The organism is Neopusillimonas aromaticivorans, from assembly GCF_030344915.1.
Taxonomy (GTDB): Bacteria; Pseudomonadota; Gammaproteobacteria; order Burkholderiales; family Burkholderiaceae_B; genus Neopusillimonas; species Neopusillimonas aromaticivorans.
On record NZ_CP128233.1, the window covers coordinates 2,074,758 to 2,087,102 of the forward strand.

Genomic DNA, 12,345 nt, shown 5'->3' on the forward strand with positions numbered 1-12,345 from the left:
CAAAGCGTAATTGGCGATATGATAACTGCCTAACCTGATAAGAGCGGCAATGAGCAAAAAAACCAAGTCCTACCTTCCCATTTCTGAAAACCAGGCCCGTTTCCGCGAGCTTGTCCAAGAGGCGCTGAACTACGCACGTTCGCTGGGTGCCTCAGATGCTGCGGCTGAAGTCTCCGAAAGCTCGGGGTTGTCGGTATCGGTACGTAATGACGATATTGAAACGGTCGAGCAAACCCGTGATCGTTCGCTGGACGTGACGGTTTTTGCCGGTCAGCAGCGCGGTTCAGCCTCCACTTCCGATTTTTCGTCCAAGGCCTTGCGTGAAACGGTTGATGCGGCGTGGCATATCGCCCGCTATACCGCGGCCGACCCGGCTGCCGGTCTGCCCGACGCCGAGTTTCTGGCCCATGATTTTCCCGATCTGAAATTGCATCACCCCTGGGCCTTGAGCTCCGATGAGGCCGCTGCCATTGCCTTGAAGGCAGAAAAAGCGGCGCGCAAAGTCAGTCCGCTTATTACCAACACCGACGGCGCATCCGTGGCGACATTCGAGGGGCACTTCGTGTTGGGTAACTCGCGTGGCTTCATGGGAGGCTATCCCTATTCGCGTCACAGCATTTCGGTGGCACCGATTGCCGGCAAAGGCAACAACATGCAGCGTGACTACTGGTACACCAGTGCGCGTGATGCGCAGTTGCTGGCCAAACCGGGGGCGGTGGGCAAGTATGCGGCCCAGCGCACCCTGGCGCGGCTGTCGGCCCGGCGTATCAAAACCGGTCATTACCCCGTCTTGTTCGAAGCACCGCTGGCAGTGGGTTTGCTGGGCGCGCTGGTGCAGGCCACCAGCGGCGGGGCGCTGTATCGCAAGGCCAGTTTCCTGCTCGACTCGTTGGGCAAACCGGTATTGGCTGACCATCTCGATGTGCGTGAGGATCCTTACATTGTCGGTGGCATGGGAAGCTCGGCCTTTGACGATGAGGGTGTACGTACCGTGCCACGCGATGTCGTTCTGGCCGGGGTGCTGCAGGGGTACTTCCTGTCAACATACACTGCACGCAAGCTGGGCATGCAAACCACCGGTAACGCCGGGGGTTCTCATAATCTCGTCCTGACCTCGCGTCTCACCAGCCCCGATGACGATTTCAAGGCCATGCTCAGGAAAATGGGCACGGGCCTGCTGGTCACCGAGCTGATCGGGCAGGGGGTCAATTACGTGACCGGCGATTATTCCCGGGGTGCGTTTGGCTATTGGGTTGAAAACGGTGAAATCCAGCATGCTGTCCAGGAAATCACCATTGCCGGCAATCTGGCTGACATGCTTCGCCAAATTGTTGCGGTAGGTGCCGACACGCTGGTGCGGGGTGCCAAGTCCAGTGGTTCCATTTTGATCGAAAGAATGGCGGTTGCCGGGCAATAAAACGCCGTGGTCGCCGGGCAATAGGCTGTCTGGCCGAGGCGAGATGCGGAACTGTTCGGTGCAGGCGTTACGTCGGTTTTTTCGGTGCAGGCAGTATGTATTTCCAATCTACAGGGGCTCAACCATTATGCAGCGTCGTTCATTTCTGAAAAAAGCGGGTTTCGGGGCGGTGGCAGGTAGCGCTGTTCTGGCCGCACCCGTCATGGCCCAGGCCAACCCCAAGGTCAGCTGGAAAATGACCTCAACCTACACACCGTCGCTGCCGCCGCTGTACCGCTCGGCGCAAACGTTCTGCAAGATGGTTGAGGAAGCCTCCGGCGGCAATTTTTCCATTCGCTTGTATCCGGGCGGCGAAATTGTGCCTGGCTTCGGGGTCATGGACGCCGTCAGCAACAATACGGTAGAGTGCGGTCATACCGCGTCCTACTATTTCTACGGCAAAGACCCCACGTTCTGTTTTGATACGGCGGTTCCATTTGGCCTGAATGCTCGCCAGATGAATGCCTGGATGGATCAGGGCGATGGGCTCAAACTGATGCGCGAGCTGTTTGCTACTCGCAAGATCGTGAACTTTCCCATGGGCAATACCGGCACCCAGATGGGGGTGGTATCGCAAGGAAATCAAGACGCCCGCAGACCTCAAGGGCCTGAAAATGCGCACGGCCGGGTTCGCGGGCGAGGTGTTGTCGCGTATGGGGGTGGTGCCCCAGCAGATTCCGCCCGGCGACATTTACCCGTCGCTTGAAAAGGGGACGCTGGATGCCGTCGAATTTGTGGGTCCGCTCGATGATGAAAAGCTGGGGCTGCAAAAAGTGGCCAAATACTATTACTACCCGGGTTGGTGGGAAGGTTCAGCCCAGTTGTCGCTGTATGTGAACGAAGGGGCCTATAACCAGTTGCCCAAGCCCTATCAGTCGATTATTGCCATGGCTTCGCGGTATGCCGGCCAGCAATTGCTCACCGATTACGATGCCCATAATGCGGCGGCTTTGCGTCGCCTGGTTGCCAGCGGCGCGGTGTTGCGTGCGTTCCCGCTTGATGTCATGAACGCTTCGTTCGAAGCGGCCAACGCGGTGTACAAAGAATTCTGCGATAAAGACCCCGGGTTCAAGAAAGTCTACGACAACTACATGGCCTTTCGCGATGAGGTGGCACCGTGGTTCCGTCTGGCGGAAGGTAGTTATGATAACTATCTGGCAACAGCGCTGGCCCGGGCGCGCCAATAAGCTTCAGAAAAACAATAATTTATGCTACTATAGTGGGCTTTTCTGGGTGTGTACGGGCGAACCATGGGTTTGGCAAAGCCAGCCTTATAACAACGCTTTGATGCCCCCGGGTAAAAGACTCTTTTAATTTGCGCAATGGGCTGCCTGCCTTTTTCTTGCAGTGTCAGTGTGTTGCGCACCCTCTGAAACAGGAACCATCATGAAGACCTTTGTGGCCAAGCCGCATGAAGTCAAACGTGACTGGTACGTGATTGACGCCAAGGGTAAAGTCCTCGGGCGTGTGGCCAGCGAAGTCGCACGTCGTCTGCGCGGCAAGCACAAACCAGAATTCACACCACACGTTGACACCGGTGATTACATCGTTATCATCAACGCGGCCGACATCGTCGTAACCGGTAACAAAGCGCTCGACAAGCGCTACTACCGTCACTCGGGCTATCCCGGCGGTATCACCGAAACCAACTTCCAGAAAATGCAGCAGCGTTTTCCTGGTCGTGCCCTCCAGAAAGCGGTCAAAGGCATGTTGCCCAAAGGCCCGCTGGGTTACGCCATGGCCAAGAAGCTCAAGATTTACGCCGGCGCCGAGCACCCGCACTCCGCTCAGCAGCCTAAACCGCTGGAAATCTAAGGACAGGTCATGATCGGTAATTGGAACTATGGCACCGGCCGCCGCAAAACATCGGTAGCTCGCGTGTTCTTGAAAAAGGTTCAGGCAACATTGTCGTCAACGGCAAGCCTGTCGATGAATACTTCGCCCGTGAAACCGGCCGCATGATCGTGCGTCAGCCGCTCGAACTCACCGGTCACCTCGAATCGTTTGATTTCCATATCAACGTTCATGGTGGCGGCGAAAGCGGTCAGGCCGGCGCAGTGCGTCATGGCATCACACGTGCCCTGATCGACTACGACGAAACGCTCAAGCCCGCGCTCAAGCAAGCAGGTCTTGTTACTCGCGATGCCCGCGAAGTCGAACGTAAAAAAGTCGGTTTCCACAAGGCACGTCGTCGCAAGCAGTTCAGCAAGCGTTAAGCTGTCTTGTCGAAAAAGTCCGGGTGCATGGCATCCGGGTCTTGCAAAAGCCCTGGCTCTGGCCGGGGCTTTTGCTTTGTGTGCTCCCGGCATGGGTACATACCTGTGTGGCTGTACGCCCCGCTGGGCGGTGGTTAAACCCAGCGTATTGAGGCATGCCTGCGGGTTGTTGTACGACGTCATCACGTCTTAGGCAGTGCTGTAATAAACACGCTGCAGAATCATCGTTCCTGCACGCTGTACGCAGGCGTTGCATAATTACGAAATTGAACACACTAATTTTTGGGGTATTACATGGCTGCAGGTACGGTGGGCAAAAAAATCAAGGTCGGTATTGTGGGTGGTACCGGATATACCGGCGTCGAGCTGTTGCGTTTGTTGTCCCAGCATCCCGGGGTTGAACTTACGGCCATTACATCGCGTAAAGAAGATGGCATGCCGGTTGCCCAGATGTATCCGAATCTTCGTGGCCGCGTTGATTTGTGTTTTTCCACCCCGAGAAAGCTGCACTTGATGAGTGCGATGTGGTGTTCTTTGCAACGCCTCATGGTGTCGCCATGAGTCAGGCCTATGCCTTGCTTGAAAAAGGTGTGCGTATTATTGATCTGGCCGCCGACTTCCGTTTGCAAGATACCGCTGTATTCGAGCAGTGGTACAAAATGCCGCATGGCTGCCCCGACATTCTTGCCGACTCGGTGTATGGGCTTGTCGAACTGAACCGTACCCGTATTGCCGGTGCCAGTGTGGTGGGTAATCCTGGCTGCTACCCCACTACGGTCATTTTGGGTTTGCTGCCCTTGCTCGAGGGCGGTAAAGCGCTGGTTGATGCCGGTCACATCATTGCCGATTGCAAATCGGGCGTTTCGGGGGCAGGGCGCAAGGCTGAGGTGGCTACCCTGTTCTCGGAAGCCAGCGACAGCTTCAAAGCGTACGGGGTTTCGGGCCACCGTCATCATCCTGAAATTTCCGAACAGTTGGCCGGCATTGCCGGCCAACCGGTAGGGCTTACATTTGTACCTCACCTGGTTCCCATGATCCGTGGCATGTTCTCGACCATTTATGCGCGCGTCTTGCCCGAGGCCATCGACACCGATTTCCAGGCGCTGTACGAAGCACGTTACGCGGATGAAGCCTTTGTTGATGTGATGCCGGCCGGAAGTCTCCCTGAGACGCGTTCCGTGCGCGCATCCAATCAGTTGCGCATCGCGGTGCATCGCCCAAGCCCTGATCAGTTGGTGGTCTTGGTTATTCAGGACAATCTGGTCAAGGGGGCTTCAGGTCAGGCGGTGCAGAACATGAACATCATGTTTGGTTTGCCCGAAACGACCGGCCTTGAGCACGTCGCGGTTCTGCCATAACAACGGCCCGGTTCGCGCAGGCCTCATGTCGTCTCGCTGACGCGGAACTTTTAATCCGGTGCAGGGTCATTACTCCATGAGCAATAAGCTGTCTGGTGTTTCGCGTTGGGTTTCGCATCTGGTGTGGTTGCTGGTGGTTGTCATGGCCTTGGCGGCGGGGTTCCGCGCGGGTCAGTCGGGGCGGCCCGATGGCGATGCGGTGGCGGCCTCGGCCCTGCAGACACGGCTTGATGTCATGTCAGCCCAGTACCGGCACGAGCTTTCCGGTTTGGCGTCTGCCCGAGATGCACTTCAAAGTCAGTTGCTTATCGAACAGACCACGCGCACGGCCCTGGAAGCCTCTTTGCAGAAGGCGCAAACCGAGCTTGCAACAACCCGCGAGCGTCTGGCGTTTTATGAGCAATTGTTGCCGCCGGGGCCTGCGGGTGCCGTGACCGTCCGGGCATTCGATCTTGAGCCGCGTGCCGGTTTGCTGGCCTATCGTGTTTTGCTGATGCGCGACGGTGCGCAAGGTACAGCCTTTAATGGCCTTATGGAGTTTGTGGCTAATGGGGTGCAAAATGGCAAAAACGTTAAAATGACACTCAGCGCTGCTGCGGCAGCCGACCCCCAGTCTGAAGTGTCGGGCGGGTCCGGCAAGAATCCGCTACAGCTCAGTTTCGACCAGTTCCAGCGGGCCGAGGGCCTGCTAGGCGTACCGCCTGGCTTTGTCGTGAAATCGGTCACGCTCAATATCATGGAAGGTGCCAACGTGCGTGCCACGCGCTCCGCGTCTGTAGCCACTTCCGAACCGGTCGGTTCTACGTACTAATGCAGTTAATGGCGGCCTGTGGCCGCACGGAGTTGAAAAAATGAGCACTGTGACAGAAACCGTTGATCTCCAGATCCCGCCGCCACCGTTGGTTTTACCGACGCTGCCGCCGCAAAAGTAAAAGATTTGCTGGCTGAAGAGGGCAATCCCGATTTGAAGCTGCGCGTGTTCGTTCAGGGTGGCGGCTGTTCGGGGTTTCAGTATGGGTTCACCTTTGATGAGGTCATCAATGACGATGACACCGCCATCGACAAGGAAGGCGTTCAGTTGCTGATCGACCCGATGAGCTTCCAGTATCTGGTGGGCGCTGAAATCGACTACAAAGACGACCTTGAGGGTTCCCAGTTCGTGATTCGAAATCCGAACGCCACATCCACGTGCGGTTGCGGTTCGTCGTTCTCGGCCTGATTTGATGGCCGGCCTGGGCCGGCCGACCCTCTAGGCTTTGTACAAACACCCCAGTATCGTCGGCTTGCGGGCACCCGTCACCGATGGCAGTCCGGCCGGGTGGTTATTGTCATAGGCCCAGGCCAGCCAGGCAAAGGCCAGGGCCTCAACCATCTGCACAGGCACCCCAGCCGCGTCAGTCGTTACCACGGGTAACCCTGTGGCTTTGGCCAAGGCCTGCATCAGGCCGGCATTGAATGCTCCCCTCCGCATACCAGAATATCTTCGCTGTCTGGTGCTTCTTGTCGTATCGCATCTGCAACGCTTTGTGCCGTCAGTTCCACCAGGGTGGCCTGAATATCGGCAGGGTCAAGTTTCGCTGCCGGGTGTGATGATTGCCAGGCGCGTAATCGTTCGTCCAGCCACGCCGCGTTGAACAGGTCGCGACCGGTTGATTTTGGCGGTGGCGCTGCAAACCAGGGTTCACTGTGAATCAGGTGATGAAGCAGCCCTGTGCAGGAGGTGCCGCTGGCCGCCCATTCACCGTTTTTATCGTAAGCTTGACCAGTGTGACGCTCGCACCAGAGATCAAGAAGGACATTGGCCGGCCCGGTATCGAAACCACGAACCGGTTCCCCTGGGTCCAGCACGCTGATGTTGGCCATGCCGCCCAGGTTCAGCACAATGCGCGGCTTGTGGTGGCTAAACACCGCGGCATGGAAAGCGGGGACCAGTGGCGCACCCTGACCGCCAGCAGCAACGTCGCGCGTACGAAAGTCGGCAATGACATTGAGGCCGCTCAGTTCTGCCAGCAAGGCCGGGGCATTCAATTGCAGGGTGTAACCTGCGCCGGGGTTGTGCCGTACTGTCTGGCCGTGGGCCCCAATGGCATTGATATCGTTTGTCTCAAGGTGGGTGTTTTCCAGCAGATGCCGGCATGCCGCCGCATAGTGAGCGGCCAGGCTGTTGGCGGCTCTCGCCGCCCGAACCAGCTCATCGGGCCCGCTTTGGTTCAAAGCCAGCAGTTCGTGTCGCAAACTTTCGGGCAGTGCTATTGAGGTGCTGGTAATGATCGTGGGCTGTCCGGTGGCTGAAAACTGAGCCAGCACACCGTCAATGCCATCGATGCTGGTGCCGGACATGAGCCCGATATAGATGGACACGGAGGACTTCATGGGAGTGGACATAAATGCAAAAACCCCGCCAGAAGGCGGGGTTGCGGCGCGGTGGTTATTGGGCGCTGGCCAGATTGATTTCGGTGTCGTTGCCCGTTTCGTCCTGATCTTGCAGCACGGCGAGAAAATTCAGGTGGCTGCGAAATGCGCCGAGCTTTGACTGGAATGTCGCCATTTGTGGCGGCGTGAGTACCTTGGCGACCGGCAGGTCAACAGACAGCGGGTCGATGGGTGTTCCGCTGACGCGGAATTCGTAGTGCAGGTGGGGGCCGGTTGACCAGCCGGTAGAGCCCACGTAACCAATCAGTTGTCCTTGCTCGACGCGATCACCTTTTTTAAGCCCGGCGGCAAACCGGCTTTGATGAGCGTAATAGGTCGAGATATTGTTGCCGTGCTTCAGAACGATTGTGTTGCCATAGCCGCCCTGAACGCCGATGAAGTCGATCACGCCGTCGGCCGTTGCGTGGATGGGGGTGCCGGTGGGAGCGGCGTAATCAACCCCTTTATGCCCGCGCCAGTTGCCATGAATGGGGTGGCGGCGCATGCCAAAGGTTGAGCTGATGCGCGATACTTTCAGGGCGGAGCGCAGGAACGCGCCTTTCATGCTTTTGCCATCAAAGTCGTAGTAGCCCCCTGATTCACCTTCGGGCTGAAACCAGATAGCGTCATGGACTTTATCGCCATTGTTGAATTCAATGGCCAGCACGCGGCCAGAGCCAACCTCGCGACCCTGGTGCGAGTGTGTTTCGTAAATGATGCGGAAGCGGTCACCTTTGCGAAGGTCGCGCATGAAGTCGATTTTGCTGCCCAGAATCTCGGCCATCTGGAAGGTAATGGCATCGGGGATGTTCGCGGCATCGGTAGCCCCGAACAACGAGTGCCGGATTTCACCTTCGGCAATACGCATTTGGGTTTCGGTGGCTTCGGCTTGTTCCTGGGCAACAAAGCCGCCGTTGCCATCGGGACGGATCTCGAGCCATTTTGATACGAATTCGCCACCCTGGCGTGTGCCGGGCGTATGGTAGTAGCGCAGCCACTCGAGGCCGCCTTGGGCATTCAGGGCGGCCTGAACTGTGCGGCCGGGGAACAGCTTGTAAATAGACCGCGCTGACTCTTCCTGGACCAGGAATTGTTGAAGGTTGGATTCCTGGATGTTCAGGCGCTGCAAAACAGCGGCCAACGTATCGCCCGAACGAATTCGGGTTTCATCCATGAAGGGGGCGTCGAGACTGGCTGACTCGCCAAAGGCTGGCAGCGGGCTGGGCAGGTCAAGCACCTGGCGGGCTTGATATACTGGGGGTGGCGAGGCTTCAGTGATGGGTTTGACGACGGCCAGAGCGCCGGCAGTGACAAACAGGCTAAGTGCCAAAAGGGCAAGGCCACCTGTAATATAGTGATGTTTGGGTTTGTCAGTTAGCTGGTGTTTCGACATAGTGGTCATTTGAACGGCCTGTTCAGGGCCGGCAGGGTTTTGTTTGCTGAACATTACGCGTCAACCTGGTAAGCAATTGCAAAATCAAGCCCGTGGTTAGTTTGCAACGCACGCCACTTAAATCAACCCGTTATGCTAGCGCATCGGTTGACAATTTTCGAGTTTTTTTCACTTTTTACATCTAAACGGTCGTTATATGTCTTCCTCTGAAGTTGCGGTTACCCCAGAAGTTGAAGCGGATTTGCGTGTCGTTAAACGAGGGTGCGACGAATTGCTGGTAGAAGCCGAGTTTGTAAAGAAGCTGGCCCGTAGCCGTGCTACAGGTGTGCCACTGCGGATCAAGCTCGGGCTTGACCCGACGGCGCCTGACATTCATCTTGGGCATACGGTAGTGCTTTACAAAATGCGTCAGCTGCAAGATCTGGGGCATAACGTCATTTTCCTGATCGGCGACTTTACGTCCATGATCGGTGACCCCAGCGGTCGCAATGCGACCCGCCCGCCACTTACCGCCGAGCAAATTCAGGAAAACGCCCGTACTTACTATGCCCAGGCCAGCCTGGTGCTTGACTCGTCGAAAACCGAAATTCGCTACAACTCTGAATGGTGTGACCCGCTGGGCGCCCGCGGCATGATCCAGCTGGCTTCGCGTTACACCGTTGCGCGCATGATGGAACGTGAAGATTTCACCCGTCGCTTCAAGCAGGGCATTCCCATTTCGGTGCACGAATTTTTGTATCCGCTGATGCAGGGGTACGACTCGGTGGCGCTGAAGTCTGACCTGGAATTGGGCGGTACTGACCAGAAGTTCAATCTGCTGGTCGGGCGTGAGCTTCAAAAGAGTATGGTCAGGAACCGCAATGCATTCTGACCATGCCATTGCTCGAGGGTACCGATGGTGTCGACAAAATGTCCAAGTCCAAGGGCAATTACATCGGCATTACTGAAACCCCTGACTCCATGTTCGGAAAGCTCATGTCAATTTCCGACACCCTGATGTGGCGGTACTTTGAGTTGTTGTCGTTCCGCTCTGAAGATGATATAGCCGCCTTGCAGAAGGCCATTCAAGACGGTGCCAACCCGCGTGACACCAAAGTGGCGCTGGCTCAGGAAATCGTTGCCCGTTTTCATTCACCGCAAGATGCGCAAGAGGCGCTTGCGCGTTTTGAAGCCCGTTTCCGCGATGGCGCCATTCCCGATGACATGCCGGAAGTCCAGGTGGCCGGGGCGCCGCTCGGCATTCTCAAGGTGCTGCGCGAGGCCGGTCTGGTGGCGTCCGGTGCCGAAGCGCAGCGCAATGTCGAGCAAGGCGGTGTGCGCGTTAACGGTGACCGCATCGAAGACAAGGGGTTGCAGTTGTCAGCCGGTACCTATGTCGTGCAGGTCGGCAAGCGCAAGTTTGCCCGGGTTACCCTCAAATAACCCGGGTTGTCTGCAATCAACCCGGGGTTGTTTTGGCCCGGTCGGTGCGGCCTGCCCGCCGGCCTTCGGTTCTTCCAAAGGAGAGTTCATGAAACTGACCAGTACATCGTTTGCCGATCAACAGTTCATTCCCGAGCGTAATGCGTTCGGCAAAATTGATCCTGACACTCATGTTGCCCTGGCGGGTAACAAGAACCCCCAGTTGGCCTGGTCGTCTGTTCCTGAAGGGACGCGTTCATTTGTTGTCATTTGCCATGACCTCGATGTGCCCAGCCAGGGGATGATGTGAACCAAGAGGGTCGAGAAGTCCCTGCCAGCCTGCCGCGGGTTGATTTTTTCCATTGGGTGCTGGTTGATTTACCGGCGTCAACCCTGGAAATTGCGGAAGGCGCTTACTCTGACGGCATCACGCCGCGCGGCAAAGGTGGCCCGTTGGCTCAGAACGATACGCGGCAGGGTGTCAATGACTACACCGGCTGGTTTTCGGCCGACCGTGACATGAGTGGCGATTATTTTGGCTATGACGGCCCATGCCCGCCCTGGAATGACGCTATCGTGCACCATTATATTTTCACGGTTTATGCGCTTGATATTGACCGTGTCCCGCTTGAAGGCCGTTTCACGGGCCCCGATGTGCTGAAAGCCATTGAAGGCCACATTTTGGGACAGGCTGCCATTACAGGTAAATACACCCTGAATCCTGCCCTGAAAACGGCGTAAAACATGTCGTGGCCTGCCCGGTTGGCGGCACAACCGGCCGGGATGGCACAGGCTTGGCGTATTCAAAGGCGGCCGGGTTAAAATGCCGCCTGAACTTTTTGCACTTCTCTCCAGGATTTCTCCATGTTTGATCGCTCGCGTACGCTTGATCACGTCGACCCCGATTTGTGGGCCGCCATTCAAAAGGAAAACGTTCGTCAGGAACAGCACATCGAATTGATTGCTTCCGAGAACTACACCAGCCCTGCCGTCATGCAGGCGCAAGGTACCCAGCTTACCAACAAGTATGCCGAAGGGTACCCCGGCAAGCGTTACTACGGCGGCTGCGAGTACGTTGACGTGGTTGAACAGCTGGCTATTGACCGCCTGAAAGAACTGTTTGGCGCTGAAGCGGCCAACGTGCAGCCTAACTCGGGTTCGCAGGCCAACCAGGGCGTGTACATGGCCGTTCTCAAGCCGGGCGATACGGTGCTGGGCATGAGCCTGGCCGAAGGTGGTCACCTGACACACGGTTCGCCGGTCAATGCTTCGGGCAAACTGTACAACTTCGTGTCGTATGGTCTGGATGCCAGCGAAGCCATCGATTACGACCAGCTTGAAGAACTGGCCAAAACGCACAAGCCCAAGCTTATTGTGGGTGGTGCCTCGGCCTATTCACTGCGTATCGATTTCGAACGCATGGCCCGTATTGCGCGCGATAACGGCGCGTTGTTCATGGTCGATATCGCCCACTATGCCGGCCTGGTTGCCGGGGGTGTCTACCCCAACCCCGTTCCGCATGCTGACTTTGTTACCTCGACCACGCACAAGTCACTGCGTGGCCGCGCGGCGGCGTCATCATGATGAAAGCCGAACACGAAAAAATCATCAACTCGGCAATTTTCCCGGGTATCCAGGGTGGTCCGCTGATGCACGTTATTGCCGGCAAAGCGGTGGCGTTTAAGGAAGCGTTGCAGCCCGAGTTCAAAGAGTACGCTGCGCAGGTCGTCAAGAATGCTGACGTGCTGGCGCGTACCCTGGTTCAACGTGGCCTGCGCATCGTTTCCGGCCGTACCGAAAGCCACGTCATGCTGGTCGACCTGCGCCCCAAGGGCATTACCGGCAAGCTGGCCGAAGCCGCACTGGGCGAAGCGCACATTACCGTCAACAAGAACGCGATCCCCAACGACCCCGAAAAACCATTCGTCACCAGCGGTATCCGTCTGGGTACACCGGCCATGACAACCCGGGGGTTCAAGGAAGCCGAAGCCGAACTCACGGGTCACCTCATTGCCGACGTGCTCGACAATCCTGAAAACGAAGCGGTTATTGCCGATGTCCGTGCACGTGTCAATGAATTGACGGCGCGTTTGCCGGTTTACCGTTAAT

4 protein-coding genes and 8 pseudogenes are annotated in these 12,345 nt (G+C 57.0%); 10 read left to right on the forward strand and 2 right to left on the reverse strand.

Annotation, left to right across the window (positions count from 1 at the left end):
- Positions 1 to 49 precede the first annotated feature (49 nt).
- The 7 genes and pseudogenes from pmbA to erpA all read left to right on the forward strand — a co-directional run bounded on the left by pmbA (position 50) and on the right by erpA (position 6,249).
- Positions 50 to 1,417, forward strand: coding sequence for a metalloprotease PmbA (gene pmbA / locus N7E01_RS11440; RefSeq protein WP_289172966.1), 1,368 nt, complete (start codon positions 50 to 52; stop codon positions 1,415 to 1,417).
- Between the two features lie 127 nt (positions 1,418 to 1,544).
- Positions 1,545 to 2,643 (forward strand): annotated as a pseudogene (locus tag N7E01_RS11445) (TRAP transporter substrate-binding protein).
- Positions 2,644 to 2,842: 199 nt separating this feature from the next.
- On the forward strand, positions 2,843 to 3,271 hold the full coding sequence (gene rplM, locus N7E01_RS11450) for a 50S ribosomal protein L13 (RefSeq protein WP_093969579.1): 429 nt from the start codon (positions 2,843 to 2,845) through the stop codon (positions 3,269 to 3,271).
- A 9-nt stretch (positions 3,272 to 3,280) separates the two neighbouring features.
- Positions 3,281 to 3,672 (forward strand): annotated as a pseudogene (rpsI, locus tag N7E01_RS11455) (30S ribosomal protein S9).
- Positions 3,673 to 3,966: 294 nt separating this feature from the next.
- Positions 3,967 to 5,030, forward strand: a pseudogene (argC, locus tag N7E01_RS11460) (N-acetyl-gamma-glutamyl-phosphate reductase).
- Positions 5,031 to 5,106: 76 nt separating this feature from the next.
- Positions 5,107 to 5,841 carry a DUF6776 family protein gene (locus N7E01_RS11465; RefSeq protein ID WP_289172967.1) on the forward strand — a complete coding sequence of 245 codons (735 nt, stop codon included), beginning with the start codon at positions 5,107 to 5,109 and terminating at the stop codon, positions 5,839 to 5,841.
- Between the two features lie 40 nt (positions 5,842 to 5,881).
- Positions 5,882 to 6,249 (forward strand): annotated as a pseudogene (erpA, locus tag N7E01_RS11470) (iron-sulfur cluster insertion protein ErpA).
- A gap of 30 nt (positions 6,250 to 6,279) precedes the next feature.
- Here the strand turns inward: erpA and N7E01_RS11475 are convergent.
- Positions 6,280 to 7,415 (reverse strand): annotated as a pseudogene (locus N7E01_RS11475) (anhydro-N-acetylmuramic acid kinase).
- Between the two features lie 43 nt (positions 7,416 to 7,458).
- Entirely contained in the window at positions 7,459 to 8,889 is a 1,431-nt protein-coding gene (locus N7E01_RS11480) for a M23 family metallopeptidase (RefSeq protein ID WP_434089510.1), read from the reverse strand.
- Between the two features lie 142 nt (positions 8,890 to 9,031).
- On the opposite strand from N7E01_RS11480, the pseudogene tyrS reads away from it, so the two are divergent.
- The 3 pseudogenes from tyrS (at position 9,032) to glyA (ending at position 12,344) form a co-directional block, all read left to right on the forward strand.
- Positions 9,032 to 10,257 (forward strand): annotated as a pseudogene (tyrS, locus tag N7E01_RS11485) (tyrosine--tRNA ligase).
- A gap of 88 nt (positions 10,258 to 10,345) precedes the next feature.
- A pseudogene (locus N7E01_RS11490) lies at positions 10,346 to 10,977 on the forward strand (YbhB/YbcL family Raf kinase inhibitor-like protein).
- A 123-nt stretch (positions 10,978 to 11,100) separates the two neighbouring features.
- Positions 11,101 to 12,344: pseudogene (gene glyA / locus N7E01_RS11495) on the forward strand (serine hydroxymethyltransferase).
- Position 12,345: the final 1 nt, after the last annotated feature.